Genomic DNA, 13,671 nt, shown 5'->3' with positions numbered 1-13,671 from the left:
CCCGGCCGGGTGCTGGCGCCTGACAAGGACAGCTAGGGAACGAGGAATTGCCATGAGCATCAAGAGCGACAAGTGGATCCGTCGCATGGCCGAGGATCACGGCATGATCGAGCCTTTCGAGCCGGCCCAGGTGCGCAACGTCGATGGCCGCAAGATCATCAGCTACGGCACCAGCAGCTATGGCTACGACATCCGCTGCGCACCCGAATTCAAGGTGTTCACCAACATCCACAGCACCGTGGTGGACCCCAAGAACTTCGATGAAAAAAGCTTTGTCGATTTCGAGGGCGACAGCTGCATCATCCCGCCCAACAGCTTCGCGCTGGCGCGCACGGTCGAGTATTTCCGCATCCCGCGCAACGTGCTGACCATCTGCCTGGGCAAAAGCACCTACGCGCGCTGCGGCATCATCGTCAACGTCACCCCCTTCGAGCCCGAGTGGGAAGGCTATGTGACGCTGGAGTTCTCCAACACCACGCCGCTGCCCGCCCGCATCTATGCCGGCGAGGGCTGCGCCCAGGTGCTGTTCTTCGAGAGCGATCCCGACGATGTCTGCGAGGTCAGCTACCGCGACCGGGGCGGCAAGTACCAGGGCCAGGTGGGCGTGACGCTTCCCAAGGCCTGACGGCTTTGGCCCGGAAGACAAGGCCCGCAGCGAAAGCTGCGGGCCTTTTTCATCGCCGGGCCGCCCCAAGATGAAAAGCGTCCCCCTCGGGGGGCAGCGGACCTTGCGCAGCAAGGGTAGCGTGGGGGCCATTTTTCATCGCCGGGCCGCCCCAAGATGAAAAGCGTCCCCCTCGGGGGGCAGCGGACCTTGCGCAGCAAGGGTAGCGTGGGGGCCATTTTTCATCGCCGGGCCGCCCCAAGATGAAAAGCAACCCCCTCGGGCGGGCAGCGGACCTTGCGCAGCAAGGGGAGCGTGGGAGCCATTTTTCATTTCACACTGACTTCAGTACCGTAATTCGCTGGACTACGCCGAAGCCAGATACAGCAGGTTTATCAATAACTTAGGCGCGTTCATCATATGCCGGTGCTTTCTGAAACCTGATCCGGCTTCCTGCCTCGTGGCTCCCATGTGGCCCCTGGAAACCGGGTCTTTCCGAGGAGTCATCGTGGCAAAAATCAAGCTCACCAAGTCCGCAGTGGATGCGGCACAACCCCAGGCGCAGGCCGTCGAACTGCGGGACACGCTGGTGCCCGGCTTCCTGTGCAAGATTACACCAGCGGGCCGCAAGGTGTTCATGCTCCAGTACCGCACGAACGCCGGCGAGCGCCGCAAACCCGCTTTGGGCCTGTATGGCGAACTGACCGTCGAGCAGGCCCGCTCGCTGGCCCAGGAATGGCTGGCCCAGGTACGCCGGGGCGGCGACCCGGCCGCCGACAAGGCGGCGGCGCGCAAGGCGCCCACGGTCACGGAACTGTGCGTGAAGTTCATGGAGGATCACTCCAAGCAACGCAACAAGCCCAGCACCCGCCGGGGCTACCAGGGCGTCATCGACCGCTGCATCGTCCCCTTCCTGGGCCGCATCAAGGTTCAGGACGTGAAGCGCCCGGACGTGGCCGGGGCGATGAAGAAGATGGCGCACAAGCCCGCCGAGGCGAACCGCGCTTTCAGCGTCATGCGCAAGATGTTCAACCTGGCCGAGGTCTGGGGTTATCGGCCGGACGGCACCAACCCATGCCGCCACGTCCCGGTGTACCCCGACGGCAAGGCCACCCACCTCATCAGCGACGAGGACATGGGCAAGCTGTTCCGGCACCTTGACGGTATCGAGGCCGAAGGGCTGGAGAACTACGTCATCCCGCTGGCGATCCGCCTGCAATTCGAGTTTGCCGGGCGGCGCTCCGAGATCATCTCGCTGGAATGGGCATGGGTGGATCTGGACAACCGCCGCGTGGTCTGGCCCGATAGCAAGACAGGTGGCATGTCCAAGCCCTTGAGCGAGGAAGCCTACCGGCTGCTGTCCACCGCGCCGCGCCGGGACGGCTGCCCCTACGTGCTGCCGTCGCCGAACGACCCGGCCAAGCATCTCACCGAGGGCGAGTATTACGGTGCCTGGTGCCGCATCCTGAAGGCGGCGGGCGCTACGCACGTGGGCACGCATGGCATCCGCCACCGTTCGGCCACTGACATCGCCAACTCGGGGATTCCGGTGAAGGTGGGCATGGCGCTGACGGCGCACAAGACCGTGGCGATGTTCATGCGGTACGTCCACACGGAGGACGATCCGGTGCGGCAGGCCGCCGAGCTGGTGGCGAACCGGCGCAAGACGATCACCGGGGCGCAACGCACCGAGCAGGCGTCCGCATGAACGGCAAGATGCCGTCGGCTGCGGCAGGCGCGGCGTTGCCAGCCTTTCGTGTCGGAAATCAGGCCCGCCGAATTGTCGCGACGCTGTCGCGACAATTCGAGCGTGGGTCACCAAGCCTTGCAGCAAGGTTGTCACTTGACAACCTTGCGCATCATCCCCATACTGGAGGTCGCTGATGGCCCGTTCCTCTCACCCGAAGAAAGAGGTCGAGGATGCGCTGCGACACGCCGAAGGGCAAGGCTGGCGTGTCGAAGTCGGCGGTAGCCATGCCTGGGGGCGGATGTACTGCCCGTACAACGATGAGGAATGCCGTTGCGGCGAGTTCTGCATTACCAGTGTATGGAGCACGCCGAAGAACCCCGGCAACCATGCCCGCGCCTTACGGCGCGCCGTGGACAACTGCACCATGGACCGCCAGCAGCGCGAGGCGGATGACGATGGCACCCAGGAATAGCGCGATGGAATACACCTTTACCCTCAAATACCAGCTCACCGATGACGACCGCGATTCGCAGACACTGGTCGAGCGCCTGGGTGAAGCCGGCTGCGACGATGCCCTGGTCGGCATCGGGCAGCCGGGGCGGCTGGCGCTGGAATTTACCCGCGAGGCGGTGGATGCAGATGAGGCAGTGCGCAGCGCGCTGGCCGATGTGCGCCGTGCCGCACCCTCGGCCCGGCTGATCGAAGTGGCGCCTGATCTGGTTGGGCTGACCGATGTGGCCGACATCGTGGGCGTGTCGCGGCAGAATATGCGCAAGCTGATGCTGGCCCATCCGGGTAGCTTCCCGGCGCCGGTGCATGAGGGCAGCGCGTCGATCTGGCATCTGGCGGATGTGCTGGGCTGGATGCAGGCCAAGGGCGGTTATGCCCTGGCGCGGGAGGTGCTGGACGTGGCGCGGGCCGCCCTGCAGGTCAACGTGGCCAAGGAAGGCCGGCGCTTGCCGCGCCTGGCGTTCGAGGAACTGGAAGCGCTGGTGGGCTGATGAAAAGCAGACCCCATGACGAAGCGATGGCCGAGCTGTACCGCAGCGACCCGGCGCTCGCGCTCGAAGTCATCAACGGTGTTCTGGAGGACGGCGACCAGGCCGAACTGCCGACTGTGCTGCGCCAGATGGCGCGGACGTTCGGTGCTGACGCTCGATCTTCCGCAGCCGATGAATTCTCGTATCGCTGATACGAGAATTTCGGCTCGGAGGTGCCACCAGCTTCCCATCAGAAAAGGTCGTCCTCGCACGCTTGCGGCGCTGTCGGACGATCCATTGATGGCTTCTTGACCATGGCCTCCAGTGCGTCAAGGGCCGCTTCGCGGAGCTTTCGGACGCGGGGCAGCAAATCGAACAGGGACAGCCCGAGCTGTGGCGACAGCAGTTCGACGATCAGCCGGTAATGCTCGTCCTCCCGCAAAACTTTCGTCTGGAACAACAGCCAAAAGCAGGACTCGCCCAGTTCCTGCCTGGAGGGCAAGTCCTCTATGGACCGCGACTCAGCGGCCTCGATGTAGGTGTCCACGATGGCTTCTGCCTCAAGCCACAATTCCGAAGCCGTCTCGTCATCGACGGGTTCCTTTTCTGCGAGCTCCCTGATATGCGCAAACGCAGCGGCCTCATCGGCCTGCTTGTAGACCTTGCTGCTGGAAATTCCCATTCTGTTCTCCGATCCGTTTCTGTCGCTGCGATGGCGCATCAGATTAGCGTCACGACGGATTGGTGAGTGAAGTGCTTGTTTTTTAGGGGGAGTGTTCAGATAGCCGTCTGCTGGACGCGCCGGCTCAGTGCTTCCGCACTTTCCTTGCGCTCGCTGTAGCGGTCCACGAGGTACGGCGCCGCATCGCGCGTGAGCAGGGTGAACTTCATCAGCTCCTCCATCACGTCCGCGATGCGGTCATAGTAGGCCGAGGGCTTCATGCGCCCGGCCTCGTCGAACTCCTGGTACGCCTTGGCGACCGAGGACTGGTTGGGGATGGTCAGCATCCGCATCCAGCGGCCCAGCACGCGCATCTGGTTGACGGCGTTGAAGGACTGCGAGCCGCCCGAGACCTGCATCACCGCCAGCGTCTTGCCCTGCGTCGGGCGCACTGCGCCGGCCGACAGCGGAATCCAGTCGATCTGCGTCTTCATCAACCCCGTCATGGCCCCATGGCGCTCGGGCGAACTCCACACCATGCCTTCGGCCCACTGGGCCAGCTCGTGCAGTTCCTTGACCTTGGGATGGTCGGCGGGTGCATCGTCCACCAGTGGCAGGCCCGAGGGATTGAACATGCGCGTCTCACCGCCGAGCGCGCGCAGGATGCGAGCCGCTTCCTCAGCGGCCAAGCGACTGAACGAGCGCTCGCGTAGCGAGCCATAGAGCAATAGGAAGCGCGGCGCGTGCGTGGCGCGCTCGGGTGTCAGCAGCCGTTGGGTATCGGGCAGTTGGAATAGCGCGGTGTCGATATTGGGTAGGTCGATTCTGGATTCAGACACGGCGGCCTTCCGCGTCCACGACCGCTTCGCCGTCTTCCTTGTTGAACGCGCCGCGCTGTGATTGCGGCAGGATGTCCAGCACGGCCTCCGAAGGCCGGCACAGCCGCGTGCCCAGCGGCGTCACCACGATAGGGCGGTTGATCAGAATGGGATGCTGGAGCATGCAGTCGATCAACTGCGCATCGCTCCACTTCGGGTCATCGAGGCCGAGTTCCGCGTAGGGCGTGCCCTTCTCGCGCAATACCGCGCGCACCGGCACGCCCATGTCCGTGATCAGGCGTTGCAGGGTTTCGCGGTCGGGCGGTGTCTTCAGGTATTCGATGACCGTGGGTTCCTCGCCGCTGTTGCGGATCAGGGCCAGCACGTTGCGCGACGTGCCGCAGACGGGGTTGTGATATATCGTGATACTGCTCATGGGAAATGCCTTGCTTATCTGCGGGCAGGGTTCGGGCCGCACTCATACCAGCCCTTGCTTTGGTTGACGATCCGAACGACCAGCAGCATCACCGGCACCTCGATCAGCACGCCGACCACGGTGGCCAGCGCCGCGCCGGACTGGAAGCCGAACAGGCTGATGGCGGCCGCTACAGCCAGCTCGAAGAAGTTGGAGGCGCCGATCAACGCCGAGGGGCAAGCGATGCTGTGCTGCTCGCCGGCCTTGCGGCTGAGCCAATAGGCCAGGCCGGAGTTGAAGAACACCTGAATCAGGATCGGCACCGCCAGCATGGCGATGACCAGCGGCTGGCGGATGATGGCCTCGCCCTGGAAGGCGAACAGCAGCACCAGCGTGAGCAGCAGCGCCGCGATCGACAGCGGGCCGATGCGCTCCAGCGCCCGGTCGAAGGCGGCTTGGCCCTTGTTCAGCAGAGCACGGCGCCAGAGCTGGGCCAGGATGACCGGAATCACGATGTACAGGCCGACCGATACCAGCAGCGTGGCCCACGGCACCGTGATGGACGACAGGCCCAGCAGCAGGCCGACAATGGGCGCGAAGGCAAACACCATGATGGTGTCGTTCAGCGCCACCTGCGACAGCGTGAATACCGGATCGCCCCCGGTCAGCCGGCTCCAGACGAACACCATCGCCGTGCAGGGCGCGGCGGCCAGCAGGATGAGGCCGGCAACGTAGCTGTCGAGCTGGTCGGCCGGCAGCCACTGAGCGAAGACCTGGCGGACGAAGATCCAGGCCAGCAGCGCCATCGAGAACGGTTTGACCGCCCAGTTGACGAACAGCGTCACGCCGATGCCGCGCCAGTGCTGCTTGACCTGGCCCAGCGCACCGAAGTCCACCTTCAGCAGCATCGGCACGATCATGATCCAGATCAGCAGACCGACCGGCAGATTAACCTGGGCGATCTCCATGCGGCCAATGGCCTGAAATACGTTGGGTGCGAACTGGCCCAGCGCGATGCCGGCGACGATGCACAGCAGCACCCACACGCTCAGGTAGCGCTCGAAGACGCTCATGGTGGAGGTGGCCGGCACGCGGCCGGCCGTTTGGGTTCCAACACTCATCGCGCAGACCTCACTTCGTACCAATGCTGCGCAGCTCGTGCTGCAGCGACATGGCATCGAGCCGCTGCAATGGCAGCGACAGGAACAGCTCAATGCGCCGGCGCAAGGTCAGCGCCGCATCCGTGAACGCCTTGCGCTTCTGCTCGTCGGTGCCTTCAACGGCTGCAGGATCAGGCACACCCCAATGCGCTGACATCGGGCGCCCAGGCCATACGGGGCAGACCTCGCCGGCGGCGTTGTCGCACACCGTGAAGATGAAATCCAGCTCCGGTGCACCGGGCGCCGCGAACTCGTCCCAGTTCTTGCTGCGGTAGCCGACGATCGGCATATGCAGCCGTTCCAGCGTGGCAAGCGCCAGCGGGTGGACTTCGCCCTTGGGGTGGCTGCCCGCCGAGTAGGCGCGAAAGCGCCCCTGGCCCAATTCATTGAGGATGCCTTCGGCCAGGATGGAGCGGGCCGAGTTACCCGTGCAGATGAACAGGGCGTTGTAGGTCTTGTTGGTGGTCATGGATGTCTCACATCAGCAGCAGGACGAAGCCGGCTTCACCGCAACGCCCACCGGCTTGCCGCGCGCCGGGGCGCAGCAGGCTGCGGCAGAACCCGTTGCAGGCGCCGCTTCGTTGAAGACCGGGATGCTGCCCAGCGTATGAAAGTGTTCCCAGGCCACGCCCTGCGGATCGGTGATCCAGTGCTTCTCGCTGCGCGCGTAGCAGCAGGTGGTGGTGCCTTCGTCGAGCAGCGCCATGTCGGCCGCCTCGGCGCGTGCCTTCAGCACGGCCAATTCCTCCGCATCGTCGGTCTGGATGCCCAGATGGTCGATGCCTGGTTTGTTGCCCCGTGTGGAGATAGCGAAGTTGACCGGCGGGTCTTCGAGCATCCACTTGGCGTAGTCGCCCTCGACACGCGCGGGCTGCGCGGCGAACAGTTGGGAATAGAAGCCGATGCTGCGGTTCAGGTCATCGACGTGCAGGTGAACGTGAAAGCGCTTCATGGGGAGATCCTTTCAGCAGGAAGTACAGGCAGAGGAGGAATCACTGACCTCGCATGTGCTGCCTTGGCAGCAGTGCTCGGTCAGGTAGCCGAGCAGTCCGTTCATCTGGGTGAAGTCGGCGCGGTAGATCAGGTTGCGGCCCTGCTGCTCGATGGTGACCAGGCCGGCATGGGCCAGCTCCTTCAGGTGGAAGGACAGGGAATTGCGGGCCACGTCGAGCTGGTCGGCGAGGGCGCTGGGTGTCAGCCCTTCGGGGCCGGCGACCACCAGGGCGCGGAAAACCCGCAGGCGCTGGGTGTGGGCCAGGGCGCCGAGGGCGGAAACGGCTTGGGTCTCTTTCATATTTCGATAATACAACATTTATTGAATTAATGTGCAAAAGGGCACTATCGCGCCGAATTGTGGCCATCCGGTCTTGATCCCATCGCGCCTCCGGCTCAATACCTTAAATCTGGTTCGCGCGCCGCGCTTGCCTGTCCGCCCCTTCGCCGCGAGGTGAACGGCCGAACTTCTCCGCTCAACAGCAGTGCAATGCCGCGATCAGCGGGCAGGACACATTGCCATGGTGCGCGTCGCATTCACCCACCAATTTCGACAATGCCGCCTCAATCCGTGTGAGGTCCACCAGGCGGGCGCGCACATCGGCCAGCCGCAGCGAGGCCAGCTCCGCCGCCTCATTGCAATGGGTGCCGTCCTCAAGTTTCAGAAGCTGGCCGATTTCATCCAGGCTGAACCCCAGGCGCTGGGCTGACTTCACGAACTTCACCCGCGCCACATCTGCCGGCCCGTAGCGGCGGATGCGGCCGTAGGCCCGCTCCGGCTGGGGCAACAAGCCCTTGAGCTGATAGAACCGGATCGTCTCCACATTGACTGTGGCCGCCTTGGCAAAGGCGCCGATGGTCAGATTGTCCGAGGCGCTTTCCATGACGCTTGACTCCGTAGTTGACTACGGAAGTAACCTTACAGCATCAAGCGAAGTCCCGGAAGGAAAACCATATGTCGGAACCCAAGAGCGGGCGTGGCGCCCTGGCCGCTGGCGGCCTCGCCGCCATTCTTGCGTTGGCCTGTTGCCTCGGCCCCCTCATCTTGGTCTTGCTCGGTTTCTCGGGCGCCTGGATCGCCAACCTGGCCGTGTTGGAACCCTACCGGCCGATTTTCATCGGCGCGGCCCTGATGGCGCTGTTTTTCGCCTGGCGCAGCATCTTCCGGCCGGTTCACGCCTGCAAGCCGGATGAGGTCTGCGCCGTGCCCCGCGTGCGGACGGCCTACAAGATCATTTTCTGGATCGTGGTCGCGCTGGTCTTGATTGCCCTCGCTTTTCCGTACGTCCTGCCGTTGTTCTATTGAGAGGAATCCACCGTGAAGAAACTTGCCACCGCTATTGCCCTGGCCGTTACCCTGGGCGCTCCGGCGTGGGCCGCCACCAAGACCGTCACACTGTCGGTGCCCGATATGACCTGCGCGTCGTGTCCGATCACGGTCAAGATGGCCCTGTTCAAGGTGGCCGGGGTCCAGAAGACCGAGGTCAGCTATGAAAAGCGGGAAGCCGTCGTGACCTTCGACGATGCCAAGACCAACGCCGGGGCCTTGGCCAAGGCCACCGCAAACGCGGGCTACCCCGCCACCGTCAAGCAGTGAGGTTGCCCGCCATGGCCGAAGCGATCGCCTTGCACATCGACGGCATGACCTGCGCGTCGTGCGCCGAGCACGTCAGAGAGGCGCTGGAGAAGGTGCCCGGGGTGCGCTCGGCCTCGGTGTCCTATCCGCGGCGACGGGCCGAGGTCGAGGCGGATGCGGACATGAACCATGGTCCGCTGGTCGCGGCGATGGCCGCGCTCGGTTACCGCGCACGGGTGTCCGACACGCCGAACAAGGCTGCGGGCTTGTTGGGCAAGGCGCTGGGCTGGCTGGGCAGCGAACCGAGTCACGGTGGTGGCGAGCGGGCGCTGCATGTGGCCGTGATCGGCAGTGGCGGCGCGGCGATGGCGGCGGCACTCAAGGCGGTCGAGCGAGGCGCGCGCGTGACGCTAATCGAGCGGAGCACCATCGGCGGCACCTGCGTCAATGTCGGCTGCGTGCCGTCCAAAATCATGATCCGCGCCGCGCACATTGCGCATCTGCGCCGGGAAAGCCCGTTCGATGCCGGCCTGCCGCCCACGCCGCCGTCCATTCTGCGCGAGCGGCTGCTGGCCCAGCAACAAGGCCGCGTCGATGCGCTGCGCCATGCCAAGTACGAAGGCATCCTGCAGAGCACCCCGGCTATCACCGTGCTGCATGGCGAGGCCCGTTTCATGAATGAAAACTGCCTGACCGTGCAACTGGCGGAAGGCGGTGAGCGCACGGTGGCCTTCGACCGCTGTCTCATCGCCACTGGTGCGAGCCCCGCGCTCCCGCCGATTCCTGGCTTGAAGGGCACTCCCTACTGGACCTCCACCGAGGCGCTGGCGAGCGATGCCATTCCCTCGCGGCTGGCCGTGATCGGTTCGTCGGTGGTGGCAGTCGAATTGGCGCAAGCCTTTGCCCGGCTGGGCAGCCAGGTCACGATCCTCGCGCGCAGCACACTGCTCTTTCGCGAAGACCCCGCCGTCGCCGAAGCCGTCACGGCCGCGTTCCGTGCCGAGGGCATCGAGGTGCTGGAGCATGTCCAGGCCAGTCGAGTCGCCCATGCAGAGGAAGAGTTCATCTTGACGACGGATCGCGGCGAGCTGCGCGCCGACAAGCTGCTCATTGCCACGGGGCGCGCGCCGAACACCCGCACGCTGAACCTCGAAGCGGCGGGCATCGAGGTCAATCCCCAGGGGGCCATCCTCGTCAGCCACACCATGCGTACCAGCGCGCCGCACATCTACGCGGCCGGCGACTGCACCGACCAGCCGCAATTCGTCTACGTCGCGGCGGCGGCCGGCACGCGCGCCGCCATCAACATGACCGGCGGCGACGCGACGCTGGACCTGACGGCGATGCCGGCCGTGGTGTTCACCGATCCGCAGGTGGCGACGGTGGGCTACAGCGAGGCGCAAGCGCGCCACGACGGCGTCGAGACCGACAGCCGCACGCTCACGCTCGACAACGTGCCGAGGGCGCTGGCCAACTTCGACACGCGCGGCTTCATCAAGCTGGTTGCCGAGGCCGGCACCGGACGGCTGATCGGCGTGCAGGCGGTCGCGCAGGAAGCGGGCGAACTGATCCAGACGGCGGCGCTGGCGATCCGCAACCGGATGACCGTGCAGGAGCTGGCCGATCAGCTATTCCCCTACCTGACGATGGTCGAGGGCCTGAAGCTCGCGGCGCAGACCTTCAGCAAGGACGTGAAGCAGCTGTCCTGCTGTGCCGGATAGCGTCATCTCTTGCTGAGCGCGATTTTTTCCAGGAGTCACGCTCGGCAGTGACGCCGGCTTGTTTCACGCGGGCCGGGGATTTCGCGCCTTCACGGCGTTCATGGCAAAGCCTGCCAGAGCAACGGCAAGCACCACGGCTTGCGCAATGGCGGTTTCCGCTGACGGATAGATGCCAAGCACTTCGATGCGCGGCCAATGGATCGGGCTGGCGCTCAACCGGCCGGCCTCCTGGAGGCCGGCAACCCCCTTGCCGGCGAGCACGACCGCGAGCACCGCTACCAGGATCGAGCTGAGACTGAAGAATTTGCCGATCGGCATGCGGGCGCTGGTGCGCAGCATGAACCATGCGAGGACGGCCAGAACGGCCACTCCGCCCACCAATCCACCGAGCAGGGCTCCATTGTTGCCGTCGCCGGCCAGGGCCGAATAGAAAAGCACCGTCTCGAAAACTTCGCGGTAGACCGCAATGAACGACAAGGCGAACAATGCCCATGCCGAACGCCGCGTCATGGCTGCGGAGAGTTTTTCCTTCAGGTAGGCCTGCCACTTGCCCGCCGTGCTTTTCTGGTGCATCCAGAGCCCGACGCTCAGCAGCACAACGGCCGCAAACAGGGATGAAACCCCCTCGGTCACCTCACGGCTTGCGCCGCTGATGCTCACGAAGTAGGTGGCCACCGCCCAGGTCAGGCCACCGCAAGCCAGTGCGGCCATCCAGCCGCCATGCACATAGCCCAGCACATCGCGCCGTTCTGCCTTCTTCAGGAAGGCCAGCATGCCCACGACGATCAACAGCGCTTCAACCCCTTCGCGCAGCAGGATGGTGAGGGAGGCGATGAACGTGGTCAGCGGGTCTGCCTTGTCCGCGCCGAGTTCGGCGTCCACCTGGGCAAAGAGATAGTCCAGCTTCTGCGCCGTGGCATCGGCTTGTTCCAGTTTCCCGCCGGCGAGCGCGCCGCGATAGGCCAGCATGGCGTTTTCGACTTCCGTGAGAAGTGTCTGGTTGCGTGCGCGCAATGCCGGCTCCAGAGGCTCAAATCCATCCAGGTAGGCCGACAGGCCCAGGCGCGTTGCGCTGGCCCGGTCGCCCGCGCGCGCCGCGGCAAGGCTCTCCTGAAGGCGTGTGCGGGCCAAGGCCAGTCCGCCCGAGCCGCTCGCGGCAGCGGTGACTTCCGGGTGGCGGCGAACATAGGCGGTGAGGTCGCGGGCTGCGTCCGGGGGCATCCGCTCGGACAAGGCGGCTTCGGTCAAGGTGGCGGCAGCAGCCAGGTCGGGAAAGACAGCCTTGGCGCTGGCGTCTCGCCCCCAGGACTGTTCGCCGCGTGCGCGCATGGCATCGTCATGCGACAGTGTGCCGGCGAAAAATGCCAATGCCCACCGATCCTCGTCGGAGAGCGTGGCGAAGCTGGGCATCGACGTGCTGGTCACGCCTTGAGAAATGACCTGGTACAGCGCGAGCACGCTGCGCGAACGGGCACGATCACGATCGGTGAAGGCGATCGGCGGCGGTTCGAGCTTGGCGCCGAGCGGGCCGTCGCCTGCACCGGTTGCCCCGTGGCATGCCGCGCAGTTGGCTTCAAACAGCACCTTGGCGCGTGCGAGATCCGGCGGCTGGGTCGGCGAGAGCGGAAACGGATAGGCTTTGACCAGCGCTGCGGCCAGCGAATGGGCGCTGTCGGCCACGGCCTTGGCGTCCGCCTTTGCGGCGATGAGGTCTCCGAGCGCTTTGGCCTGCCGCTGCAACTCGGGCAGCGCCGCAGTGCTCGGCAGTGCGGCAAGCTGCTGTGCGGCGGTTGCCGCGAACTCCTTCATCTCCTCGTACTCGCTGGCACTTTGAATCTGGCCGTTGCTCACCGCGCCGCCGTAGTCAACCGCGAGGTAGTCCAGCAATTGCCAGGTCTGCTTGGCCTGGTCGCTGGCGGCAGGGGCGGCAGCCCAGGCGGGAGAAGCCGACCAGAGTGCGAACAACGCGGCTATTGCCAGGAATCGCCTGGCGCAAAGAGAAAGCATTTTCATGATGTATAAATGTTATTGATTCTCATTTTATCGATGACTCGGACCACTGGGCGTTGCACGATGCAGTGCGAGCGAAGGTTCTAAAACGAAGATTTGCCTGTTGCCGGCGAAAAATGATGGGGCTAACTACGCCGCGCACCTTTCGCTGCACGTATGGCCCTGCGCCACGGCCTGTTGTGCAGAAGGCCTTCAACAGCGTCCACATGGGTCGTCGTCATCGCCAGTGAAAGGTTACGTGGCGACCGCTACCAAGATTAGCGTTCCCAGTGCAATGCGATACCACGCAAAAACTCCAAATCCATGTCCGGTCAAATAACGCATCAGAAGGCGTATCGCAAGCAGCGCAAATGCGAAAGAAGCAATGAAACCCATTGCAAAAACGCCGATGTCGTCGCTCGACAATGCGCCCCAGTGCTTGAAGAGGTTGTATACCGAGGCGGCCCCCAAGATTGGAATGCCGAGGAAAAACGAAAACTCCGTCGCAGCCTGCCGCGAAGCCCCGAACCATAGCCCGCCGATAATCGTCGCGCCTGAGCGCGAAGTACCCGGCCAGAGCGCAAGGCACTGCACGAAACCAATCTTCAGTGCGTCGATTCGGCTGATCTGTTCGGCACGCTCAGCCTTCACTTGCACGGGGCGTCGCTCAGCCCACAGGATCGCGATGCCACCGACAACGAGTGCGACGGCCACCGGCCCCGGACTGAAAAGCAGCCTCTGCACATGAGATCCAATCAGCAGTCCGAGCACTGCCGCGGGCATAAATGCAATGGCAAGGTTCACTAAAAACCGGCGGGAGCCTTGGTCGGCATGCGCTGAGACAACAACGCTTGCCAGACGAGCCCTATATTCCCAGATGACCGCGAGCATCGCGCCGAACTGGATGAACACTTCAAAGACGTCGCGCTTCTCTTTCGCAAGGAATGAGAGCGCATTGCCCGCTAGGATCAAATGCCCCGTCGAGGAGACTGGCAAGAATTCCGTGATGCCTTCGACGACGCCCATCATTAGCGTCTTGAGAACGAGTTCAGCGTGCATTTGCA

17 protein-coding genes and 1 pseudogene are annotated in these 13,671 nt (G+C 64.3%); 8 read left to right on the top strand and 10 right to left on the bottom strand.

Annotated features, from left to right (window positions below):
• The first annotated feature begins 52 nt into the window (after positions 1 to 52).
• From dcd to ACFPFG_RS09860, 5 genes and pseudogenes are all read left to right on the top strand, one after another.
• The gene (gene dcd / locus ACFPFG_RS09880; protein WP_013803686.1) at positions 53 to 625 is read left to right on the top strand and encodes a dCTP deaminase; all 573 of its coding nucleotides are present in this window, start codon (positions 53 to 55) and stop codon (positions 623 to 625) included.
• Positions 626 to 1,112: 487 nt separating this feature from the next.
• Entirely contained in the window at positions 1,113 to 2,312 is a 1,200-nt protein-coding gene (locus ACFPFG_RS09875) for a tyrosine-type recombinase/integrase (RefSeq protein WP_016451583.1), read from the top strand.
• Positions 2,313 to 2,487: 175 nt separating this feature from the next.
• Positions 2,488 to 2,766: a hypothetical protein gene (locus ACFPFG_RS09870; RefSeq protein ID WP_012202428.1), complete on the top strand. Its 279-nt coding sequence runs from the start codon at positions 2,488 to 2,490 to the stop codon at positions 2,764 to 2,766.
• Between the two features lie 4 nt (positions 2,767 to 2,770).
• Positions 2,771 to 3,295: a helix-turn-helix transcriptional regulator gene (locus ACFPFG_RS09865; protein ID WP_012202427.1), complete on the top strand. Its 525-nt coding sequence runs from the start codon at positions 2,771 to 2,773 to the stop codon at positions 3,293 to 3,295.
• Positions 3,295 to 3,441 (top strand): annotated as a pseudogene (locus ACFPFG_RS09860) (addiction module antidote protein); the annotation flags it as partial. The gene ACFPFG_RS09865 and the pseudogene ACFPFG_RS09860, both read left to right, overlap by 1 nt.
• A gap of 83 nt (positions 3,442 to 3,524) precedes the next feature.
• On the opposite strand, the gene ACFPFG_RS09855 reads toward ACFPFG_RS09860, so the two are convergent.
• From ACFPFG_RS09855 to merR, 8 genes are all read right to left on the bottom strand, one after another.
• Positions 3,525 to 3,956, bottom strand: coding sequence for a hypothetical protein (locus ACFPFG_RS09855; RefSeq protein WP_012202425.1), 432 nt, complete (start codon positions 3,954 to 3,956; stop codon positions 3,525 to 3,527).
• A gap of 95 nt (positions 3,957 to 4,051) precedes the next feature.
• Positions 4,052 to 4,774, bottom strand: a complete 723-nt coding sequence (gene arsH / locus ACFPFG_RS09850) for an arsenical resistance protein ArsH (protein WP_012202424.1) — start codon at positions 4,772 to 4,774, stop codon at positions 4,052 to 4,054.
• Positions 4,767 to 5,189, bottom strand: a complete 423-nt coding sequence (arsC, locus tag ACFPFG_RS09845) for an arsenate reductase (glutaredoxin) (RefSeq protein ID WP_012202423.1) — start codon at positions 5,187 to 5,189, stop codon at positions 4,767 to 4,769. The genes arsH and arsC overlap by 8 nt, the downstream gene beginning before the upstream one ends.
• A 14-nt stretch (positions 5,190 to 5,203) precedes the next feature.
• Positions 5,204 to 6,289 (bottom strand): ACR3 family arsenite efflux transporter, encoded by a 1,086-nt coding sequence (gene arsB / locus ACFPFG_RS09840; RefSeq protein WP_012202422.1) that lies wholly within the window; start codon positions 6,287 to 6,289, stop codon positions 5,204 to 5,206.
• 10 nt (positions 6,290 to 6,299) lie between these two features.
• Positions 6,300 to 6,797 (bottom strand): arsenate reductase ArsC, encoded by a 498-nt coding sequence (locus tag ACFPFG_RS09835; RefSeq protein ID WP_012202421.1) that lies wholly within the window; start codon positions 6,795 to 6,797, stop codon positions 6,300 to 6,302.
• Positions 6,798 to 6,809: 12 nt separating this feature from the next.
• On the bottom strand, positions 6,810 to 7,280 hold the full coding sequence (locus ACFPFG_RS09830; RefSeq protein ID WP_012202420.1) for an ArsI/CadI family heavy metal resistance metalloenzyme: 471 nt from the start codon (positions 7,278 to 7,280) through the stop codon (positions 6,810 to 6,812).
• A gap of 12 nt (positions 7,281 to 7,292) precedes the next feature.
• Positions 7,293 to 7,622 (bottom strand): ArsR/SmtB family transcription factor, encoded by a 330-nt coding sequence (locus ACFPFG_RS09825; RefSeq protein ID WP_016451582.1) that lies wholly within the window; start codon positions 7,620 to 7,622, stop codon positions 7,293 to 7,295.
• Positions 7,623 to 7,797: 175 nt separating this feature from the next.
• Complete coding sequence (gene merR, locus ACFPFG_RS09820; protein WP_012202418.1) at positions 7,798 to 8,205, bottom strand: Hg(II)-responsive transcriptional regulator; 408 nt, start codon at positions 8,203 to 8,205, stop codon at positions 7,798 to 7,800.
• 71 nt (positions 8,206 to 8,276) lie between these two features.
• Between merR and merT the strand changes: the two genes are divergently transcribed.
• From merT to merA, 3 genes are read left to right on the top strand one after another with little or no spacing between them, the layout of a single operon-like run.
• The gene (gene merT, locus ACFPFG_RS09815; protein ID WP_046239654.1) at positions 8,277 to 8,627 is read left to right on the top strand and encodes a mercuric ion transporter MerT; all 351 of its coding nucleotides are present in this window, start codon (positions 8,277 to 8,279) and stop codon (positions 8,625 to 8,627) included.
• A 12-nt stretch (positions 8,628 to 8,639) separates the two neighbouring features.
• Positions 8,640 to 8,918 (top strand): mercury resistance system periplasmic binding protein MerP, encoded by a 279-nt coding sequence (merP, locus tag ACFPFG_RS09810; RefSeq protein ID WP_012202416.1) that lies wholly within the window; start codon positions 8,640 to 8,642, stop codon positions 8,916 to 8,918.
• Positions 8,919 to 8,929: 11 nt separating this feature from the next.
• The gene (gene merA, locus ACFPFG_RS09805; protein WP_047219395.1) at positions 8,930 to 10,618 is read left to right on the top strand and encodes a mercury(II) reductase; all 1,689 of its coding nucleotides are present in this window, start codon (positions 8,930 to 8,932) and stop codon (positions 10,616 to 10,618) included.
• Positions 10,619 to 10,681: 63 nt separating this feature from the next.
• Here the strand turns inward: merA and ACFPFG_RS09800 are convergent, their stop codons facing one another.
• Positions 10,682 to 12,631 carry a cytochrome c/FTR1 family iron permease gene (locus ACFPFG_RS09800; RefSeq protein WP_012202414.1) on the bottom strand — a complete coding sequence of 650 codons (1,950 nt, stop codon included), beginning with the start codon at positions 12,629 to 12,631 and terminating at the stop codon, positions 10,682 to 10,684.
• 231 nt (positions 12,632 to 12,862) lie between these two features.
• Entirely contained in the window at positions 12,863 to 13,666 is an 804-nt protein-coding gene (locus tag ACFPFG_RS09795) for an undecaprenyl-diphosphate phosphatase (RefSeq protein ID WP_012202413.1), read from the bottom strand.
• Between the last annotated feature and the right edge of the window lie 5 nt (positions 13,667 to 13,671).

Origin of the sequence: Delftia deserti (assembly GCF_042653485.1) — a bacterium.
Classification (GTDB): Bacteria; Pseudomonadota; Gammaproteobacteria; order Burkholderiales; family Burkholderiaceae_C; genus Comamonas; species Comamonas acidovorans.
This window is presented reverse-complemented; position numbering and strand designations above follow the sequence as displayed.

Excerpts from the sequence above, each read along its gene's own strand:
- dcd (WP_013803686.1), top strand. The coding sequence starts at position 53 with ATGAGCATCAAGAGCGACAAGTGGATCCGTCGCATGGCCGAGGATCAC.
- ACFPFG_RS09870 (WP_012202428.1), top strand. The coding sequence starts at position 2,488 with ATGGCCCGTTCCTCTCACCCGAAGAAAGAGGTCGAGGATGCGCTGCGA.
- ACFPFG_RS09865 (WP_012202427.1), top strand. The coding sequence starts at position 2,771 with ATGGAATACACCTTTACCCTCAAATACCAGCTCACCGATGACGACCGC.
- ACFPFG_RS09855 (WP_012202425.1), bottom strand. The coding sequence starts at position 3,956 with ATGGGAATTTCCAGCAGCAAGGTCTACAAGCAGGCCGATGAGGCCGCT.
- arsC (WP_012202423.1), bottom strand. The coding sequence starts at position 5,189 with ATGAGCAGTATCACGATATATCACAACCCCGTCTGCGGCACGTCGCGC.
- arsB (WP_012202422.1), bottom strand. The coding sequence starts at position 6,289 with ATGAGTGTTGGAACCCAAACGGCCGGCCGCGTGCCGGCCACCTCCACC.
- ACFPFG_RS09835 (WP_012202421.1), bottom strand. The coding sequence starts at position 6,797 with ATGACCACCAACAAGACCTACAACGCCCTGTTCATCTGCACGGGTAAC.
- ACFPFG_RS09830 (WP_012202420.1), bottom strand. The coding sequence starts at position 7,280 with ATGAAGCGCTTTCACGTTCACCTGCACGTCGATGACCTGAACCGCAGC.
- ACFPFG_RS09825 (WP_016451582.1), bottom strand. The coding sequence starts at position 7,622 with ATGAAAGAGACCCAAGCCGTTTCCGCCCTCGGCGCCCTGGCCCACACC.
- merR (WP_012202418.1), bottom strand. The coding sequence starts at position 8,205 with ATGGAAAGCGCCTCGGACAATCTGACCATCGGCGCCTTTGCCAAGGCG.
- merT (WP_046239654.1), top strand. The coding sequence starts at position 8,277 with ATGTCGGAACCCAAGAGCGGGCGTGGCGCCCTGGCCGCTGGCGGCCTC.
- merA (WP_047219395.1), top strand. The coding sequence starts at position 8,930 with ATGGCCGAAGCGATCGCCTTGCACATCGACGGCATGACCTGCGCGTCG.
- ACFPFG_RS09800 (WP_012202414.1), bottom strand. The coding sequence starts at position 12,631 with ATGAAAATGCTTTCTCTTTGCGCCAGGCGATTCCTGGCAATAGCCGCG.
- ACFPFG_RS09795 (WP_012202413.1), bottom strand. The coding sequence starts at position 13,666 with ATGCACGCTGAACTCGTTCTCAAGACGCTAATGATGGGCGTCGTCGAA.